The following is a 19,033-nucleotide window of genomic DNA, read 5'->3' as shown; positions in this document are numbered from 1 at the left end:
CAGGCGATCCTTTGGGAGGAGGAACCATGCGGCAACCCGCCGGAGCAGTGCCCAGCATCTCGTTGTCCCCCACGCCCCTGATCGTGGCCCTGCTCGCCGTGCTGGCGGGTACGCCTGCCGCCTTGGCCCAGTCCAGCAGGGATACGGCGGGGCAGGACCCCACCACACTCGACCAGGTGCAGGTCACCGGCATCCGTGAGTCGATGCAGAGTTCGATCAACAAGAAGCGCGACGACACCGTCATCGCCGACGTGCTTTCAGCCGACGACATCGGTGACCTGCCGGCCCCGTCGCTGGCCGACGCCATCGAAACGTTGACCGGCGCCGCGTCCACCCGCGACAAGACCGGCGCTTCGGAGATCTCGATCCGCGGCCTTGGCGCATTCCTCAGCAGCACCCATTTCAACGGCCGCGAGATCACCAATGGCAGCGGTGACCGCTCGGTGAACTTCAACATGTTCCCGGCTGAGCTGATCAATACCGTGGCGATCTACAAGACCCAGCGCGCTGACATCATCGAGGGTGGCGTGGCCGGCACCATCGGCCTGGAGACGGTGCGCCCACTGGAGTACGGCAAGCGGGCGGCGCAACTGGACCTGCGCGGCAGCTGGGCCGAGTACGACCACAAATACCGCGACAGGGATGGCATCGGCTACCGCGGCACCGCCAGTTATATCGACCAGTTCGAGTTCGGCAACGGGCAGAAGCTGGGCGTCTCGCTGGGCGTCCAGCGACTGGATGGCACCGACCCGGAAGAGAGCATCACCAGCGGCTCGACCTGGTATGCCTGTGATGGCACGCAGAACGTGGCCAATGCCAACTGCAATGAAGTCTCCGCGCAGGCCATTGCCAACGGCGCACCGTACTACCTGGTGCCAAGCAGCCGCATCTACCGCATGAAGCAGGAGCGCAACGATCGGCAGAGCGAATTCGCCGCACTGCAGTGGCGGCCCAATGACACGGTCGAGTTGAACCTCGACTTCGAACATACCGAGCGCAACTGGTACGAGAACCGCAGCGACCTGAGCCTGTCCAATGCACGGCGTGGCATCACCCGGCGGGAGGTGGACGAGGATGGCATCGTGCGTCACCTGCATGGCAGCACCTCGATCGACTCGACTTCCAACCGCTACTGGCGCGGCGAGGAATACACCGGTGGCGGCGTGAACCTGATCCTGCGCCCCAGCCCGGCCTGGGAGCTGTCCACCGACCTTTCCTATTCGCACACCCATCGCCTCGACAGCGAACGCATGAGCCGCCTGCGCGCCAACCAGCGCGACGTCAACAATGCCGTGGTGCCGGGCATCAGCAGTGGAGCTACCGGCTATGTGGACTATGACTGGGACTGGCGGGGTGAAGTGCCCAGTGTTGCCTTGGCACCGAGTTTCGACCCCGGCAACTGGGATGCCTACACCGGCGCGGCGCGCGTGACCTCCAGCGCGACGGAGAACGACCACAGGATCAAGGCCGGACGCTTCGATGCCAGCTTCATGCCGGAGGCCGGCTTCTTCACCCGCATCAAGGGCGGCGTGCGCGCCAGCCAGGCCGATTACCGGCTGCGCGACAACACCCTGGTGACCGACTACGACCCGCGCGTGGCGGCCGACAAGGCGAAGATCATCGCTGCAGGCCGGGCCTGCCGCGCGCCCTTCCCGCAGGACGATTTCATGGATGCGGTCAGCGGCAACACGATTTCCTCGTGGGCCTACTTTGATCCGGACTGCCTGTACCAATCGTTCCGTGGCAGCCTGGACAGCGGGCTCGACCCGGGCTTCCAGGACCCGAACAACGTTGATGTCACCGAGAAGACCCGCGCGGTATACCTGATGGGGGAGTTCAGCAGCACCCTGTTCGGCCTGCCGGTAACCGGCAATGCTGGCCTGCGCTGGGTCAGGACCGATGTGCGTTCCGAAGGTGTGCGTACCGGTCTGCGGGTCGAGGACAACGGTGACGGGACGATCCGCCTGCAGCCGACCGGCGCCTACAGCACGCAGGTGTTCAAGGCCGGCAACGACAAGCTGCTGCCCAGCCTCAACGCGGCCTTCGAGCTGCGCCCGGACCTGCTGCTGCGGGTGGGTGCTTACCGCGCGATGTCCCGGCCGGACATCGCCGCGCTGGGGGCCGGGCGCACCATCAACGTCAGCAGTGATGCCACCTACGGCAACCTGGCTGACGCGCTGGATGACATCAGCGCCAGCGGCAATCCCGCCGCGCAGCCGCTGATGTCCTGGAATGGCGACCTCTCTCTGGAGTGGTACCCCAATCCCGATACGATGCTGGCCGGGGCGGTGTACTGGAAGCAGTTCAACGGTGGCACCGCCACCGCGCTGGTGCCAGAGACCTATACGATCGATGGCCGCAGTGTGACCGTGCCGGTGCGCCAGCAGGTAACCACCGACGAGGACAGTACGCTGACCGGCTTCGAGCTGACGGCCACTCACCGCCTGTCCTACCTGCCGAAGCCGTTCGATGGGCTGGGCTTCAAGATCAGCTACAACTATGCCGATGCCGATTACCAGACCCAGGATTCGCGCCTGGGTGAGCAGCTGGCCAGCGACGGCACGATCATCCCGGCCATCGTGCCACCGGCGGGCCTGAGCGGCTTCTCGCGGCACGTGCTGTCCGGCTCGATCTACTGGGATGTCGGGCGCTTCAACGTCCAGGCCATCGGCAAGTACCGCTCGCGCTATTACCAGGATTTCACCGGCAACGCCGCGCAGCAGAACCGCTATTACGATGACAACACCAGTGTCGATCTGCGCCTGCGCTATCGGGTGAACAAGCAGCTGTCGCTGTCACTGGAACTGATGAACCTGACCAATGAACCACGCGTGGCCTACCAGCCGCTTTATGGGAACTTCCGCGAAGTGGTGAGCTACGGGCGGCGTGCGTATTTCGGTGTACGATACACGTTCTGAACAGGGCGGCGCGGCCAGTGGTCGCGCCGTCGCTCCAACCGGACCGTTGCCGGCCACGGTGGCAGGGCAGGGGCCGGGACGGAATCGCCAAGGGTCAGCCGCATGTCCGCCAACCGTCTTTACCAGACCATCGCCAGCAAGTTGCGCAAGTTGATCGAGGACGGCGAGTTCCCGCCCGGATCGCGGCTGCCGGGCGAGCGTGAGCTGGCCGAGCGCTTCGGGGTCAGCCGGGTCACCATCCGCGAGGCTGAAATCGCACTGGAGGCCCAGGGCTGGATTGCGATCCGCATCGGGTCGGGCGTGCATGTCAAGCCGCGACCGGCGCAGGTGCCGGGCGGGCTGCCGGATGTCAGCGCCTTCGACCTCACCGCGGCCCGCGCGGTGTTCGAAGCCGAAGCGGCGGCGCTGGCCGCCAGCAATCTGGATGACGACGGCATCGCCGAGCTGCAGGTGCTGGCCGAAGCGTTGTGCCGGCGCGACCTGAGCGATGAAGAGGCCGGCGAGTATGACCGCCGCTTCCACCTGACCATCGCGCGGCTTTCCGGCAACCCGGTCGTGGAGTACTTCGTGCAGCAGATCTGGCGCATGCGCAGTGAACTGCCACGGGTGACCGAGGTCTATGCACGGGTCTGCCATGATGATGGTGCCAGCCGTGCCGACGAGCACATGGCGATCTTCGATGCGCTGCGCGCGCGTGATCCGGTGGCCGCACGCAATGCGATGCGGCATCACTTCCAGCGCCTGTTCGAAGCCATGCTGCAGGCCACCGAAAGCCAGGCGCTGGAAGAGATCCGCCGCCGCACGCAGCAGGACCGCGAGCGGTTCATGGCCACGACGCGGATCTGATCGACGAAGCGGCGCTCGATCGAGCGGTCGCGCGAACCGAGCCGAGTGGCTCGAAGCGGTGATCGGCCGTGACGTGTCACGGTAATGATTCCTGCCCCCGCCAACGTGGCGTGCGGCCGCACGGGGCTGCTGTTTCTCTGTCGAACGCTTCGCGATCGCAGATCCGGACCCGTTCGCAATCTCATTCCCTGCGACGGCCGCTCGTATCCTTCCGGCCATGCAGCCCTCCTTCGATCATCACGATCTGCCAGCCGTCACCGCGCCCTCCGGCTGGGTGCAACGCGGTGAACGCTGCGAGCTGTGGTGGAACGGCCGCTCCGTGGCCTGCATCGTCCCGCACGCGGTGTCCGGCTTCCGGGTGCGCCTGGATGCGCGCGGTACGTCGCAGCCCAAGGTCGTCCAGGCCGCCAACGTGCGGCAGGCCAGGCGCTACGCCGAGCGCTGGTGCGCGGTTCGGCTTTGGCCGCAGTTGCGGCTGCGCGATGCGGTCGCCCGCCTGGTGGACGTAGCGCCCGGCGCAGGCGCTGCACTGCAGCCTGCGCTTACGCGCGAGCAGCGCCAGCAGGCGCGGCGCCTGGCCGAGGCCGGGGCAGGGGAGGTGGCACGGATCAAGCAGGCGCTGGCGCCGCGGCGGCCTGCGGCGCTGGCCAGGCCCGACGTGCAGGCGCGCGGCCAGAACGGATGGAGTCCCGGCACGGCGCCCGCTGCTCCCGCGCGAGCTATGCCGATAGTTCCTCGCGCACGATCCTCGCCCCTTCGCTGAGCGCACGCAGCTTGCCCCTGGCCACGTCGCGTGCCAGCGGCGCCATGCCGCAGTTGGTGCTGGGGTACAGCTTGTCGGCGTCGACGAACTGCAGTGCCTTGCGCAGGGTGCTGGCCACCTCGTCGGCCGTCTCGACCGTGCTGGAGGCCACGTCGATGGCGCCGACCATCACCTTCTTGCCGCGCACCAGCTCGATCAGGTCGATCGGCACGTGCGAGTTGTGGCATTCCAGCGAAATGATGTCGAGGCTGGAGGTCTGCAGTTTCGGGAACGATTCCTCGTACTGGCGCCATTCCGATCCCAGCGTCTGCTTCCAGTCGGTGTTGGCCTTGATGCCGTAGCCGTAGCAGATGTGTACGGCTGTCTCGCACTTCAGCCCTTCGACTGCGCGCTCCAGCGCGGCCACGCCCCAGTCGTTCACTTCGTCGAAGAACACATTGAAGGCCGGCTCATCGAACTGGATGATGTCCACGCCAGCGGCCTCCAGTTCCTTCGCTTCCTCGTTGAGGATCTTCGCGAACTCCCAGGCCAGCTTCTCGCGGCTCCTGTAGTGCGCGTCGTACAGCGTGTCGATCATCGTCATCGGGCCGGGCAGCGCCCACTTGATCGGCTGCGTGGTCTGCCGACGCAGGAATTTCGCATCCTCGACGAATACCGGCCTGGGCCGGCTCACGGCGCCGACCACGGTGGGCACGCTGGCATCGTAGCGGTTGCGGATGCGCACGGTTTCGCGCTTTGCGAAGTCGACGCCGTGCAGATGCTCGATGAAGGTGGTGACGAAGTGCTGCCGGGTCTGCTCACCGTCGCTGACGATGTCGATGCCCGCGTGTTGCTGTTCCTGCAGGGACAGGCGCAGGGCATCCTGCTTGCCTTCAGCCAGGCCTTCGTCCTGCAGCTTCCAGGGCGACCAGAGCCTCTCCGGCTCGGCCAGCCAGGAGGGTTTGGGCAGGCTGCCGGCGGTGGAGGTGGGGAGCAGTTTCTTCATCGGTATCGGGTTGTCCTGGAATGCGAATGGGAAATCGATGGATCAGCGGGCAGCCCACTGCTCAAGCACGGCGCGGTAGGGCTTGATGAAGTGTTCCTCGGTGAACCGGCCCTGCTTGACCGCCAGCTGGCTGCGCTCTTCGCGGTCGTAGACGATGCGGGTGGACGAGTAATCCTGGTGCTTCAGGCTCGGCTGGTAGACCTTGCCGGCCACGGAATTGGCGTTGTAGATCTCCGGGCGGTAGATCTTCTGGAACGCTTCCATGGTGCTGATGGTGCCGATCAGTTCCAGGTTCGAGTAATCGCCCAGCAGATCACCCTGGAAGTAGAACGCCAGCGGCGCGACGCTGCCCGGCGGCATGAAGTAACGCACCTGCAGGCCCATCTTGTCGAAGTACTGGTCGGTGGGGGAGAGCTCGCCCTGACGGTACTCCACGCCCAGGATGGGGTGGTGGTTCTCGGTGCGGTGGTAGGTCCTGCTGCTGGAGACGCTGATGCAGATGACCGGGCCCTTGCTGAAGTTGGCGCGGTAGGCGTCCGATCCCAGGAAGTGCTTGAACAGCTTGCCGTGCAGGTCGCCAAAGCCTTCCGGAAGCCCGAAGGTGGCCTTGCCCTCGTTGCTGGCCGGCAGCACCACGCTGAAATCATAGTCACGCACGTAGGAGGAGAAATTGTTGCCGACGATGCCTTCGGTACGCACGCCGGTCTGCGTGTCGACGAGGGTGGGCTGCAGTACCTCGATCAACGGGAACGGATCGCTGCCGTCAGCGCCGTCGATGTGCATCTCCACCGAGATGATGTCCAGCTCGACCGCGTAACGGTCCGCGTTCGGGTTGTCCCAGTGCGCCAGGTCGTTGAAGCGGTTGTTGATCATGCGGATCGTGTTGCGCAGGTTTTCCCGCCGGGACGCGCCGCGGGCCAGGTTGGCGAAGTTGGTGGTGATGCGCGTGCCCTCGGCCGGCTGGTAGTCCTCGTTGAACGGGATGCGCGTGATGCTGAAGGTGAAGGTGTCGGTCGTCATGGGCGGCGTTCCGGGTCTGCGGGTGGCATCCAGATGCGGAGGGGCGCATCTGGCATTCAAAGGGCTTCGGTGGCCGCGCGGGGGACGGGCGGCGCGGCGCGGTGCGAGAGCGCCAACAACGGCATGGCCCGCTGCACCGCCAGGCGCGCGCGCTGGATCAGTGCTTCGTTGTGCACGCGTCCTTCGGCGAAGTCGCGGTCGGTGGCGTAGATGCCCAGCGGCAGGGTGCGCGCCTGGAAGAAACTGAAAAGCGGCCGCAGCTGATGGTCGATCACCAACGCATGGCGCTCGCTGCCGCCGGTGGCGGCCAGCAGGATGGGGGTGTCGACCAGCGCGTCCTGGTCGATGAAGTCGAAGAAGTGCTTGAACAGACCGGTGTACGAACCGCGGTAGACCGGCGTGGCCACGACCAGCACGTCGGCCTGTTCAACGGCCAGCAGCTGCCGCTCCACGGTCTCGGGCAGCTGCGAACGCCACAGCGCACCGGCCAGCTGTGGGGCCAGCTGGCCCAGTTCGACCAGCTGCGGACTGCCCGGCACCTGCTCGACGATCAGGTCCAGCAGGTGTTCGCAGAGGGTGGTCGCGCGCGAGGGGCGCTGCAGTCCGCCGGAAACGGCGACGATACGGAGGGGGCGGTGGGGTGAAGGCATGACCCGATGCTAGTCATGCCGTTCCATGACGTAAAATGGTATTACTTCACCAATCCATGAATGAGATTCATCGTCATGCTGGAACGCATCCACCTCAGCATCGTGCAGCAGGTCGAGCAGCAGGGCTCGCTGACCGCCGCCGCCGGCGTGTTGAACCTGACCCAGTCGGCGCTCAGCCACAGCATGAAGAAGCTGGAGCAGCAGCTGGGGACCGAGGTCTGGCTGCGTGAGGGTCGCAGCCTGCGGCTGACCCAGGCCGGGCAGTACCTGCTGGCGGTCGCCAACCGGGTGCTGCCGCAGCTGGACCTGGCCGAGGAGCGCCTGCGCCAGTTCGCCCAGGGCGAGCGCGGCGCGCTGCGCATCGGCATGGAATGCCACCCGTGCTACCAGTGGCTGCTGAAGATCGTCTCGCCCTACCTGGCGGCGTGGCCGGACGTGGATGTGGACGTCAAGCAGAAGTTCCAGTTCGGCGGCATCGGCGCATTGTTCGGCTACGAGATCGATCTGCTGGTTACCCCCGATCCGCTGCTGAAGCCGGGCCTGAAGTTCATCCCGGTGTTCGACTACGAACAGGTACTGGCAGTGGCCGGGAACCATGCCCTGGCCAAGGTGGACTACGTAAAGCCACGCCAGCTCGGCCAGGAAGTACTGATCAGCTATCCGGTGCCGTTCGAGCGCCTGGATATCTACAATCAGTTCCTGCTGCCGGCCGGCATCACGCCCCGGCGCCACAAGGCCATTGAAACCACCGACATCATGATGCAGATGGTGGCCAGCGGCCGCGGCGTGGCTGCCATGCCGCGCTGGCTGGTGGAGGAGTACGCCGCGCGCATGGACGTGGTGCCCGTCCGCCTGGGCGCCAAAGGCATTCCCAAGCAGATCTACCTGGGCGCGCGCGAGGCCGATACCGGCATCGACTACCTGCAGGCCTTCATCGAACTGGCGCGCAACAGCTCGCCGCTTGCCGGCAATGTGGGCGGAGCGCGCTGATGCCGGCGGGCCTGTCACTGCGGGCGGACGCCTTCATCAATGCCTTTTCGCTGGAAGTGAGCGCGAAAGCCATGCCGGCGCTGCGCGCCGAGGCGGATCGGATCCCGCGCGGTACGGTCATCTCCATTCCGTACCTGGCCAGCGAGGATGACGACGCCCGCCTGGCCGCTGCGGGCACGGTGCGCGCCCTCGGCTTCGAGCCGATGCCGCATCTCTCGGCCCGCCGCATCGGGTCAGCCGCAGCGCTTGCACGCTTCCTGGAACGTGCTGTTGGCGAAGCCGGAGTCGCGCGTTGCCTGCTGATCGCGGGCGACCTGGCCACGCCCGCCGGACCGTTTGCCGACAGTGCTTCGATCATCCAGGCCGGTCTTCTGGAGCAATCCGGCATTAAGGTCGTTGGTATCGGCGGGCACCCGGAAGGGCATCCGGTCATGAGCAGTGACGAACGCTGGCAGGCGCTTGAGCGTAAATGCCAGGCCATCGAAGCACGTGGCATGGCGCCTTTGGTCGTCACCCAGTTCGCCTTCGATGCCGATACCGTGCTGGCCTGGCTGGATGGACTGCGCGCCCGTGGCATCAGCGTTCCGGTGCTGGTCGGCGTGCCGGGTCCGGCCAGCATCACCCGGCTGCTGCGTTACGCCGCGATGTGCGGCGTAGGCGCCAGCGCATCGATGTTGGCCAGGTATGGCATCTCGATCGGCCGGCTGATTGGAACCGCAGGGCCCGAGGTGTTCGTCGATCGCCTGGTGAGGGGGCTGACCAGCGCCCATGGCCAGGTCAGCCCGCACTTCTTCCCGTTTGGCGGTATTGCGCCGTCGCTGGAGTGGATGGTGCAGTACCGGCGGCGCATTTCCGGCACCGGTGGCTGAATCGCCTCAGTCCGGCAGGTCGCACTTCATCTTGCCGTCCACGTAGTACGGCTTGGGTACGTTCGGGTTTGGGCTGGTCTTCTCGAAGACCACCTCGAACGAGGCAGCATCGGGCGTGCCCTTGCGCTCGGTACATGCGTCCTGCAGCTTCTTCTTGACCGCAGTGATACCGGCATCGCGGTTGGCACCCTCGGCGCTGTTGGTCAGATTCACGGTCTCGGCCGAGGCCAGTGGGCTCAGCGCAAGCAGGGCGCCGGTCAGCATCAGGGTGTGCAGCTTCGTCATGGTTCGTACCTGGCAGGTCTCCAATGAGTGCCCCAGCATAGGGCCGGGCCGTTAACGGCATGTGCCCGGCCGGGTGAGGCAGGGTGGGCGCGGCGCCACGGCGTAACCCGCGATGGCTGACAGCTGTCACTGGCTGCAACCCGGGCGGACGCGAATAGTGAGCGCCAAGGCGAGGGCACCTCGCCACCACTCAGCCACCACTCACCAAGGGGACCGCTCATGAACGTGCTCCAGCACCTCGCCTCGCAGACGCCGATCTGGGTCTGGCTGCTCCTGGCCTTCCTGATCACCCGTGGCATCGCCGCCATGAAGCCGGCCGAGACCTCGTTGCAGAAGCTGGCGATCGTGCCCGCCCTGTTTGCCGTCTGGGGCGCGTGGTCGATCAGCCATCGCTTCGGCGCGTCGCTGATCGCCTGGAGCGAGTGGCTGGCCGGCATCGCCACGGGCGCGGCGCTTGCCTGGCTGCTGCTGAATCGATTGAAGCTGACGCTGGACCGCAGCACCGGCAAGCTCTGGCGCAGCGCGGACTTCAGCCTGCTGCCGCTGCTGCTGGTCACCTTCCTGGTGAAGTACGGCTTCGAAGTCGCATTTGCGGTGTCGCCGTCGCTGACCGCCCATGCCGGCTTCAGTGCGGCCTACCTGCTGCTGACGGGCGGGTTCACTGGCATCTTCATCGGCAAGTACGCCCGGTACCTGGCCTCGCTGCGGGTGGATGCGGCGGGCAAGGGACTGGAAACCGCAGGCTGATTGACCTGGTAGTGCCGGCCGCTGGCCGGCCTCCCCATGCAGGGTTGTGTGGGGCCTGCGCAGTCGTCACGTTGAACCATGCGGTGGGCGGGTTGTACTTCGCAGCTTGGCACGTCAGCGTAGTGGGTACCGCCAAGGTTCAGACAGGTCAAATGAAGGCTCCAAAATGAAGATGCTGACCTCTTCCCTCATGTTCCTGGGCTTGGTGGTTGCGGCAGGAATCGTTTGGATAACGTATCCGACCTCTCTCGAATCTGAGCTCAGAACATTCCGCTCACTTCCACCAGAAGCATTCAAGATGCTTCGCGACGATGCGATCGCCTTCGCTCGGGCGAACGCATCGAATGGCATTGCCATCGAAGCCGGCCCCCCGCAGTCGAGCGTGTTCGAACTGCGGTGCAGAAAGGTTCCATTGCTCCTGGTCGAGAACGGGCATGACCTGCTCACCCTCGATATCTTTGGATACGCAGACCGACGTGCGCCAGGCATTGCCAAGCTTCAAGATCAGATGACATCGAGACTGATCCCGGAGGGTCAGCCCGGCAAGCCCGGCCCGATTTCTGGAGAGCCCTCGGGACTGGAGGCGCTCATCATGAAGCATCGAGACGGCATCGATGTCGCGCAGCAGTGCCATTGAATCCAGGGGCGATTGAAGTGCGCCAAACGCATTGATCTCCTGACTTCGAATCCGTCGCACCTTATGCACGCCGCCTGATCGACCAGGTGGGCGTGCCCGGCGTCGATGCCACCGATGGGCCGCCACTGGCGGTGGCTCTGCAGCAACAGCGCGGTGCCAGCAATCCGCGATCATCGGTGGGTAGCGTGACCACCCTGTTCAGCCTGGTGCGCATGATGTACTCGCGCGCAGGCGCCTACCCGGCCAACCCGCCCATGCTGTATGCCGAGGACTTTTCGCCCGATACGCGGCAGGGCGCCTGCAGCACTTGCCACGGCCTGGGACATGTCTACGAAGTGACCGAGGCGCATATCGATGGGGACCTGGCGAAGATCAGTATCAGTGGCGCACGCTTGCCCTAGGACAGATCGCTGTCCGACGCTTCGGTGACCAGGCAGGGTGCATCGCGGAAGCCCAGCCTGCGCAGCAGCCCAGTCAGACGTCCAGCGCCTTAGACGTTCCCACGCCACTGGCTCATCAGCATCTGAAGGAATCGCTCCGCCGTGGGCGAGAGCAGGGCGCCGCGTCGGCGGACGATGCCGATCGTGCGCGACACCACCGGGTTGCCGATCGCGCGTGTCACCAGGGTGGGATGATCCCCGTCCGGCGTGGCCATCTTCGGCAGCACCGACACGCCGATACCGGCCTCGACCATGCCCAGTGACGTGGACAGGTGCGTCACTTCGTAGTGCCAGCTCAACTTGAGGTTCTCACGCGCCAGTGCTCCGTCCAGCAGCGTGCGATTGCCGCTGGTGCGATGCACGGTGATCAACTGGTGCTCGGCCAGGTCGGCCCACTCCACTTTTCGCTTTCGGGCCAGCGGATGGTCACGCCGGCAGGCGAGCACGAAGGGGTCCTCCGCCAGTACGTCGAAATCGAGATTCGGGTCATTGGCGCCCATGAAGTTGATCCCGAACTCGACTTCGCCACGCTCCACGGCCTGCAGACCCTCCGTGGCCGGGATATCCAGAATGCGGAAGCGCACGTTCGGGTGCGCTTCGTGGAAACGCGCCATCACGCTGGGCAGGAAGTAGAACGCCGCCGTCGGCAGGCACGCGATGGTGACGGTGGCGCCGCGGGTGTCTTCGCGGCCGCGCAGCGAGAACAGCGAACCATCGAATTCCTCCAGCATGCGGCGCACCAATGGCAGCAGGTTCTCGCCGACAGCGGTGGTACTGACGCTGCGCGTGGTGCGCTCCAGCAGCGGCGAACCCACGGCCTGCTCCAGCTTCTGTATCCGCCGGCTGAGCGCCGGCTGGGAGACGTGCAGGATTTCAGCGGCGCGGTGGAAGCTGCGTGTCTCCGACACCAGCAGGAATGCGCGCAGATCCAGGATTTCGCAATTGATGCTCATTGGGTATCAATCATCCAAAAATCAGCAATTCACAGATCAATTGAGGTCATGCCAGTATCGAATCACAGAGGGGTCATTCATCCCCTATACGCATCAATCTAGCACACGTATGACCAACGATCTGCTCAGCATTCCCTGCGTGCTCATGCGCGGCGGCACCTCCAAGGGCCCGTTCTTCCTGGCCAGCGACCTGCCGGCCGACACCGCCGAACGCGATCGCCTGCTGCTGGAAGTGATGGGCTCGGGCCATCCGCTGCAGATCGACGGCATCGGCGGTGGCAACGCGCTGACCAGCAAGGTGGCGATCATCGACCGCTCGAGCCGGGCGGACGCCGACGTGGATTACCTGTTCGCCCAGGTCCGGGTGGAGCAGCAGGTGGTGGATACCTCGCCCAACTGCGGCAACATGCTGGCGGCCGTGGGCCCGTATGCCATCGAGCGTGGGCTGGTGCAGGCGCAGGATCCGCAGACTGAAGTGCGCATCCACAACGTCAACACCGGCAAGCTGATCATCGCCACGGTGGAAACGCCGGGCGGCCATGTGGTCTACCGCGGTGATACGCGCATTGCCGGCACGCCGGGCTCGGCCGCGCCGGTCAGGCTTTCCTTCCTTGATGCCGCAGGTGCCCGCACCGGCAAGCTGCTGCCCAGTGGCCACGCGCAGGAAACCATCAATGGCGTGCCGGTCAGCCTGGTGGACTGTGCCATGCCGATGATGCTGGTGCGTGCCGAAGACCTGGGCGTGCACGGGGATGCCTTGCCCGCCGAACTGAACGCGGACGCCGCGTTCATGCGCCGGCTGGAAGCGCTGCGCATCGAGGCGGGCGCCCGCATGGGCATCGCCGACGCCGGCAACAAGGTCATTCCCAAGCCGGTGCTGCTGTCCGCGCCGCAACACGGCGGCGATCTGCAGGTGCGCTACTTCATGCCGCACCAATGCCACACCGCACTGGCGATCACCGGCGCCGTCGGCCTGGCCACCGCCGCCGTCACGCCGGGCACGCTGGCCCACACTTTGGTCGGATGCCTGTCCGTTCCCGGCCGCATTACCCTCGAACATCCGAGCGGGGCCCTGGAGGTGGGCCTCAGTCGCAGTTCGGGCGATGCGCCGGTGATTGCCAGCGTGGTCCGCACCGCGCGCCGGCTGTTCGACGGCCGGGTATATGCAACCTCGCCCGCGCCCGCCCGGGCCAGTACCACCCAAGACCGCCAATGGACGTCAGCGGCATGATCTGAAACCGGCCGGGTCGGCACAGGCGTGCCTGCCCGCCACCACAACGTAGATGCTTCACTCCTGGGAGGGATGATGTACAAGCAGTTCCTGATGGCCGCGCTGTGCGCGGCCGGCCTGGCCGCGGCCGGATGCAGCAACAGCGGGCGCACCGAAGGCGGGTCCGCCGGCGGTGGTGACAATGCACCGGTACGCATCAGCGTCGGCTCCTACAACCTCAACAACCTGCCGTTCTTCATTGCCGACGCCAAGGGCTATTTCAAGGACGTCGGCCTGCAGGTGAAGACCGAGAACTTCGCCCAGGGCGGCTCCAAGGTATTGCAGGCGCTGGTGGCCAATTCCACCGACGTGGCCGTTGGCTTCTACGACCACACCATCCAGATGCAGGCCAAGGGCAAGGACGTGGTGGCCTTCGTGCTGCTCTCGCGCAACTCCGGCCTGGTGATGGCCGGCCGCGAGGATGCCACCTTCGATCCGGCCCGCCCGGAGACCATCAAGGGCCAGAAGGTCGGGATCACCGCACCGGGCTCATCGTCGGATTTCTTCGTCCGTCACTTCCTCGCCCAGCACGATATTCCGGCTGACAGCATCTCGTTGATCGGCGTCGGCTCGGGCGCCGCAGCGGTGGCCGCGCTCGAGCAGGGCAAGATCGACCTGCTGGTCAACTACGACCCGGCTGCCACCCTGATCACTGAACGCAAGGTCGGCAGGATCCTGCTCGACGCGCGCAGCGACGACGGCGCCCGCCAGGTCTATGGCGGCCTGTACCCGACCTCGGTGATGTATGCCAATCAGAGCTTCCTGGACACGCGTCCCGAAGCGGCCGAGAAGATCGCCCGCGCCGAGCAGATGGCCTTGAAGTTCATCGCCGACAACAGTGCCGAAGACATCGTGGCGGCGCTGCCGGACAGCTACGTCTCTGGCGACCGCGCCACCTATGCGCGCGCGGTGGAGAACGCCCGCGCGATCTTCACCCGGGACGGTCACTTCACGCCGGCCGACCTGGAAACGCCGTTGAAGGTGCTGCGCGAGTTCAACACGGATGTGGCCAAGGCCAACATCGATCTGTCCAGGACCTACACCAATGCCTTCGTCGAGCGTGCCAACGCTGCGGCGCCGGCTGCCCAACCGTAAGCGGAGGTAACCCCATGGCCCTCAATGCCACCGTGCGCCAGCTCAATGGCGCGCCGCAGCTGGAGGCTGCACAGACCATGGTCGCTATCAACAAGGTGACCATGTCCTTCGGCGAATTCACCGCCGTTCGCGATGTCGACATCCAGGTGGGTGACGGCGAATTCCTTGCCATCGTCGGACCCACCGGCTGCGGCAAGAGCACCATCCTCAATTCCGTGGCGGGCCTGCTGAAGCCGTCGTCGGGCCAGGTCAGCATCGATGGCCGTGCCGTCAGCGGCGTGCAGGAGTCGGTCGGCTACCTGTTCCAGCAGGACGCGCTGTTGCCGTGGAAGACGGCGTACCAGAACGTTGAACTCGGCCTGCGCTTCCGCGGCGTGCCCGAGGCCGAACGCAAGGCCAAGGCCAACGCGTGGCTGGCCAAGGTCGGCCTGGCCGGCTTCGAGCATCGCTACCCGCACCAGCTCTCCGGTGGCCAGCGCAAGCGCGTGCAGATGGCGCAGGCGTTGATCGTCGAACCGAAGGTGATCCTGATGGATGAACCGTTCTCGGCGCTGGACATCCACACCCGGCACCTGATGCAGAACGAGCTGCTGCGCCTGTGGCAGGAGGACCGGCGCTCGGTGATCCTGATCACCCACGATCTGGAAGAAGCGATCGCCCTGGGCGACCGCGTCGTGGTGCTGTCCTCCGGCCCGGCCAGCCGTGTGGTGCGCAGTTTCGACGTGGATCTGGAACGGCCGCGGAACGTGGCCGAGATCAAGCTGGATGACCGTTTCACCGACCTGTATCGCGACATCTGGGCCTGCCTGCGCGGCGAAGTGGAGAAGAGCTATGCACGCCAAGACTGACAAGTTCATCCAGCTGGCCCTGGTGGTCGCCGTGTTCGGGGGCTGGGAGGGCGGTATCGCGCTGGGCGTGATCGATCCGTTCTTCTTCCCGTCGCCGACGGCGATCGTGCAGCAGGCCTGGACCTGGCTGTCCGATACCTCGTTCTACCAGCACGTGTACATCACGCTGACCGAAACCGCGCTGGGCTACATCATCGGCACCGGTCTGGGCGTGGCGGGCGGCGTGTGGCTGGGCCTGAGCCGGCGCTCGGCGCGCATCCTCGATCCCTTCATCAAGGGCTTCAACGCGATTCCGCGCGTGGTGCTGGCGCCGATCTTCGTGCTGTGGCTGGGCCTGGGCCTGTGGTCGAAGGTGGCGCTGGCGGTCACGCTGGTGTTCTTCACCACGTTCTTCAACGCCATGCAGGGCGTGCGCGAGGTGAACCCGGTGGTGCTCGCCAATGCCCGCATCCTGGGGGCGAGCCGCAGCGACCTGCTGCGCCACGTGTATTTCCCGGCGGCGGCGAGCTGGATCCTCTCGTCGCTGCGTACCTCGGTCGGCTTTGCCGTGGTCGGCGCGATCATCGGTGAGTACCTCGGCGCCTCGGCGGGCCTGGGCTACCTGATCGCGCAGGCAGAAGGCAACTTCAACGCTGTGGGTGTGTTCGCCGGCATCATCATCCTGGCCGCCTTCGTGCTGGTCATCGACGCGCTGCTGGACGTGGTCGAGAACAAACTGATCACCTGGCGTCCCAACGCGCAGGCACAGGCCACCAGCTGACCCGGACGGGCTGAGCCCGCCTGCCGCGCCGCCGGACCGATCCGGCGGCGCGTGCTTCCTTCCCCGATCTTCCCCCGCACCACCGCAACGGGCCAGCGCCAGGCCAGGGGGCCGGCTGGCCGGAGAGAGCCCATGAACCCTCCCACCGTGCTGCCGCTGGCAGCGCTGTCGGTCGCGCTCGGCCTGCTGCTGGCCAGTGGCCAGGCCGACGCACAGTCCACGTCCTCGCTGCCCGCGCCGCTGAGCCAGGCCGAGCTGTCACGCCTGGTGCAGCAGCAGGCGCTGCAGATCCAGCAACTGGAAGCACGCCTTCGCGCTGTCGAAGGCGGGCAGGGCAGTGCGACCGCACCGTCCACGCCGCCCGCGCCTGCGCTGGAGACGAGGGTAGCCGCATTGGAATCGAGCCAGTCCAAGCTGCCGAAGGTCTCCTGGGGCAAGGGCGCACCGGAGTTCAGCAGCGCCGACGGCACGACGGTGTTCCGTCCCCGTGGACGCCTGTTCGTCGATGCCTCCAGCACCGACGGTTCGGCGGTCGCTGACCGCAACGTTTCGGGTACCGAGATCCGTTCGGTGCGCCTGGGGGCCGAGGGGCGCTACGGCACCCTGGGCTGGGTCGTGGAGGGCGACTTCGCCGACAACGCGGTGGCGTGGAAGTCGGTCTATGCCACGCTGGACCACACGCTGTTCGGCGTGCCGGCCGACCTCACGATCGGCAACCGCTTGAATGATCGCGGTATCGACGGCTCGAGCAGCACCTCCAACACGCCGTTCCAGGAACGCAACGTGGTCGGCACGCTGCTGCTGCCACAGCGCGGCCTGTTTGGTGTCGGGCTCACCGAGCGGGTGTATGGAAAGGGCTGGCATGCCAGCCTGTCGGTGGCCGGCAACGATCTCAACAACGCCGGCACCGACAACGACAGCCAGACCTGGGCCACGCGCGTCCACTGGAACCCGCTGGACACCGCGGGCGCCACCCTGCATCTGGGTGCATGGGCCTTCCACGAGAAGATTCCCGCCGGCGCCAGCAGCGTGGTGCGCAGTTCGGCCATCGCCGGTCATTTCAATGATCTGGTCAGGATCACGCCGGGCACACTGCTGGGGGCCGAGCGCAGCACCGCCTACGGTGCGGAACTGGCCGGCTTCTTCGGCCCGGCATGGGCGACCGGTGAATGGGGTACGCGCAGTCTGCGGGGCAGCGATGCCAGCGGTCGCTATGACCGCGATCACGAAGCGTGGGCGATCTCGGCCGGTTGGTTCGTGGCGGGCGCCCAACCGTCCTACGTGGGCAAGACGGGTACCTGGGGAAAGGTGAAGGTTGCCGATCCGGTGACGCGCGGCGGCAGCGGCGCGTGGGAGCTGAAGGGCCGCTACGAGGACGTGGACTATGCCGAGCTGCCCAGTGGCGGTACCGGCCACGCGTGGACACTGGGCGCGAACTGGTACCTCAACGACTTCAGCCGGGTGATGTTCGAGGCGGTCCGCTGGCAGACCCGCCACCGCAACGGCAGTGCAGCGGGCAAGGACGAGGGCACGACGTTCAGCACCCGCCTGCAGCTGGCCTTCTAGCGCCGGGTGCCGCCTGCCTTCGGGTCACAGCAGCAACAGTGCCCCGATCAGGGCAGGCGGCATCACCAGCGCGCCGACGCGCAGGAAGTCGAGCGCGCTGACATGCTCGCCCTCGCGACGCAGCGCCACCAGCCACAGCATCGTGGCCAGCGAGCCGGTCACCGACAGGTTCGGGCCCAGGTCCACGCCGACCAGCAGTGCAGCACGGGTCTGCGCCGGCAGGTCTGCCATCTGGCCCAGCGAACCGGCGGCCAGGCCGACCGGCAGGTTGTTGGCCACGTTGCTGAGCAGAGCCGCCGCACCGCCTGCCAGCCAGCTGGCCTGGTGGGGCGACGCTTTGGCCATCGCCTGCAGCGCGCCGGCCGCACTCTGGATGACACCGGTCTGCGCGACCGCTTCCACCAGCACGAACAGACCGGCCACCAGCGGCAGCACGCCCCAGGAGACATGCCGCAGCAGCGGCAGCGGGCTATGGCGCTGGCGGATCACCACGACCGCCACGCTCAGCGCACCGGCACAGAAGGTCGCCAGGCCCAGCGGTCCGTTCAGTGCGGAGGTCACCAGCAGCACGCTGCCGGTGAACAGCACGCCCAGTGCGCTCAGCCGCCCGCCTGCCGTCAGCGGGCGATGCTCCGGCGCGGCCACCAGTGGCTGCGCGATCTCGCGCCGGTGCACCCAGCGCAACACCAGGTAGGTGGCACCGATCGCCGCCGCGGAGGGCAATGCGAACTGCGCCAGCCACTGCAGCAGCGGCGGCATGTGCTGGCCGTACACCACCAGGTTGGCCGGGTTGGAGATGGGCAGCACGAAGCTGGCCGCATTGGCGATGAACGCACAAACGAACAGGTAGGGCAGGGGATTGGCGCGGGCGGCCTTGCAGGCGGCGTAGACGGCCGGCGTCAGCACCACGGCCGTTGCATCGTTGGACAGGAACACCGTCACCAGTGTGCCGACGAGGAACACCAGGTCGAACAGGCGTCGCCCCGATCCGCCGGCATGCCGCACCGCATACAGCGCCAACCAATCGAACAGCCCTTCGCGGCGCGCCAGTTCGGCCAGCACCATCATGCCGACCAGGAACAGGTAGACGTCGCGACCTTCGGCGACGGCGCCCCAGACAGTGTCCAGCGATACCGCGCCCAGCAGCGGCAACAGCGCGGCAGCAGCCAGCGCCCACACGTACTCGGGGATGCGGAAGGGGCGGAACAGCAGGCCGACGGTGGCAACGGCGACCGCTGCCCAGATGACGAGGGAGGAATGGGAGGCGAGCATGGGGGTGGGGGCTTCAGCGGTGCCTGCAGCGACCCCGGCGCGAGGGGTCCTGGCGCGCGCGATCAGCGGATGGACGGCCGCTGCGGTCATCGCAGGTTCCGGGATCGCGGCATCATACC

Annotated in this window: 18 protein-coding genes and 1 pseudogene; 13 read left to right on the top strand and 6 right to left on the bottom strand. The window is 66.4% G+C overall.

The genetic code is table 11. The annotated features are described in order from the left end of the window. The first annotated feature begins 26 nt into the window (after positions 1-26). From AC5P9C_RS06550 to AC5P9C_RS06540, 3 genes are all read left to right on the top strand, one after another. Entirely contained in the window at positions 27-2,918 is a 2,892-nt protein-coding gene (locus AC5P9C_RS06550; RefSeq protein ID WP_414614992.1) for a TonB-dependent receptor, read from the top strand. Positions 2,919-3,020: 102 nt separating this feature from the next. Continuing rightward, positions 3,021-3,764 (top strand): FadR/GntR family transcriptional regulator, encoded by a 744-nt coding sequence (locus tag AC5P9C_RS06545; protein ID WP_057494826.1) that lies wholly within the window; start codon positions 3,021-3,023, stop codon positions 3,762-3,764. Positions 3,765-3,981: 217 nt separating this feature from the next. Beyond that, the gene (locus tag AC5P9C_RS06540; protein WP_343541005.1) at positions 3,982-4,527 is read left to right on the top strand and encodes a hypothetical protein; all 546 of its coding nucleotides are present in this window, start codon (positions 3,982-3,984) and stop codon (positions 4,525-4,527) included. Here AC5P9C_RS06540 and AC5P9C_RS06535 read toward each other — a convergent pair. The 3 genes from AC5P9C_RS06535 to msuE are packed head-to-tail and all read right to left on the bottom strand — an operon-like array spanning position 4,484 to position 7,182. Beyond that, complete coding sequence (locus AC5P9C_RS06535; protein ID WP_414614991.1) at positions 4,484-5,512, bottom strand: methionine synthase; 1,029 nt, start codon at positions 5,510-5,512, stop codon at positions 4,484-4,486. The two genes, AC5P9C_RS06540 and AC5P9C_RS06535, sit on opposite strands and share 44 nt — an antisense overlap. 42 nt (positions 5,513-5,554) lie before the next feature. Then, positions 5,555-6,532 (bottom strand): DUF1852 domain-containing protein, encoded by a 978-nt coding sequence (locus AC5P9C_RS06530; RefSeq protein WP_343541003.1) that lies wholly within the window; start codon positions 6,530-6,532, stop codon positions 5,555-5,557. Between the two features lie 56 nt (positions 6,533-6,588). Next, the gene (gene msuE, locus AC5P9C_RS06525; protein ID WP_049467242.1) at positions 6,589-7,182 is read right to left on the bottom strand and encodes an FMN reductase; all 594 of its coding nucleotides are present in this window, start codon (positions 7,180-7,182) and stop codon (positions 6,589-6,591) included. 75 nt (positions 7,183-7,257) lie between these two features. Between msuE and AC5P9C_RS06520 the strand changes: the two genes are divergently transcribed. Both AC5P9C_RS06520 and AC5P9C_RS06515 read left to right on the top strand, forming a co-directional pair. Beyond that, a complete protein-coding gene (locus tag AC5P9C_RS06520) occupies positions 7,258-8,172 on the top strand; it encodes a LysR family transcriptional regulator (protein ID WP_164688485.1) in 915 nt (304 codons plus the stop codon). After that, entirely contained in the window at positions 8,172-9,041 is an 870-nt protein-coding gene (locus tag AC5P9C_RS06515) for a methylenetetrahydrofolate reductase (RefSeq protein ID WP_343541001.1), read from the top strand. Before AC5P9C_RS06520 ends, AC5P9C_RS06515 begins: the two co-directional genes overlap by 1 nt. A 6-nt stretch (positions 9,042-9,047) precedes the next feature. On the opposite strand, the gene AC5P9C_RS06510 is transcribed toward AC5P9C_RS06515, so the two are convergent. After that, positions 9,048-9,326, bottom strand: coding sequence for a hypothetical protein (locus tag AC5P9C_RS06510; RefSeq protein ID WP_343541000.1), 279 nt, complete (start codon positions 9,324-9,326; stop codon positions 9,048-9,050). A 219-nt stretch (positions 9,327-9,545) separates the two neighbouring features. Here AC5P9C_RS06510 and AC5P9C_RS06505 point away from each other — a divergent pair, with 219 nt between their 5' ends. The 3 genes and pseudogenes from AC5P9C_RS06505 to AC5P9C_RS06495 all read left to right on the top strand — a co-directional run. Continuing rightward, positions 9,546-10,073, top strand: a complete 528-nt coding sequence (locus AC5P9C_RS06505; protein WP_414614990.1) for a DUF6622 family protein — start codon at positions 9,546-9,548, stop codon at positions 10,071-10,073. 166 nt (positions 10,074-10,239) lie between these two features. Beyond that, positions 10,240-10,710 (top strand): hypothetical protein, encoded by a 471-nt coding sequence (locus tag AC5P9C_RS06500; protein ID WP_150826653.1) that lies wholly within the window; start codon positions 10,240-10,242, stop codon positions 10,708-10,710. Positions 10,711-10,754: 44 nt separating this feature from the next. Then, positions 10,755-11,057 (top strand): annotated as a pseudogene (locus AC5P9C_RS06495) (excinuclease ABC subunit A); the annotation flags it as partial. A gap of 143 nt (positions 11,058-11,200) precedes the next feature. Here AC5P9C_RS06495 and AC5P9C_RS06490 read toward each other — a convergent pair. After that, positions 11,201-12,103 (bottom strand): LysR family transcriptional regulator, encoded by a 903-nt coding sequence (locus AC5P9C_RS06490; RefSeq protein WP_049410734.1) that lies wholly within the window; start codon positions 12,101-12,103, stop codon positions 11,201-11,203. 109 nt (positions 12,104-12,212) lie between these two features. On the opposite strand from AC5P9C_RS06490, the gene AC5P9C_RS06485 reads away from it, so the two are divergent. From AC5P9C_RS06485 to AC5P9C_RS06465, 5 genes are all read left to right on the top strand, one after another. Beyond that, positions 12,213-13,334 carry a 4-oxalomesaconate tautomerase gene (locus tag AC5P9C_RS06485; RefSeq protein ID WP_343543623.1) on the top strand — a complete coding sequence of 374 codons (1,122 nt, stop codon included), beginning with the start codon at positions 12,213-12,215 and terminating at the stop codon, positions 13,332-13,334. Positions 13,335-13,409: 75 nt separating this feature from the next. Next, a complete protein-coding gene (locus AC5P9C_RS06480) occupies positions 13,410-14,468 on the top strand; it encodes an ABC transporter substrate-binding protein (RefSeq protein WP_182067699.1) in 1,059 nt (352 codons plus the stop codon). 14 nt (positions 14,469-14,482) lie between these two features. Beyond that, positions 14,483-15,316, top strand: a complete 834-nt coding sequence (locus AC5P9C_RS06475; protein ID WP_343542474.1) for an ABC transporter ATP-binding protein — start codon at positions 14,483-14,485, stop codon at positions 15,314-15,316. Next, positions 15,300-16,076: an ABC transporter permease gene (locus tag AC5P9C_RS06470; RefSeq protein WP_005409726.1), complete on the top strand. Its 777-nt coding sequence runs from the start codon at positions 15,300-15,302 to the stop codon at positions 16,074-16,076. Before AC5P9C_RS06475 ends, AC5P9C_RS06470 begins: the two co-directional genes overlap by 17 nt. A gap of 132 nt (positions 16,077-16,208) precedes the next feature. Next, positions 16,209-17,642, top strand: a complete 1,434-nt coding sequence (locus AC5P9C_RS06465) for an OprO/OprP family phosphate-selective porin (protein ID WP_343542475.1) — start codon at positions 16,209-16,211, stop codon at positions 17,640-17,642. A 24-nt stretch (positions 17,643-17,666) separates the two neighbouring features. Here the strand turns inward: AC5P9C_RS06465 and AC5P9C_RS06460 are convergent, their stop codons facing one another. Beyond that, positions 17,667-18,914, bottom strand: a complete 1,248-nt coding sequence (locus AC5P9C_RS06460; protein ID WP_343542477.1) for an arsenic transporter — start codon at positions 18,912-18,914, stop codon at positions 17,667-17,669. Positions 18,915-19,033: the final 119 nt, after the last annotated feature.

The sequence above is a fragment of the Stenotrophomonas sp. YJH_SMC_10 genome, from assembly GCF_059371555.1.
Note: the sequence above shows the minus strand (reverse complement) of the source record. Positions and strands in the feature narration are given on the sequence as shown.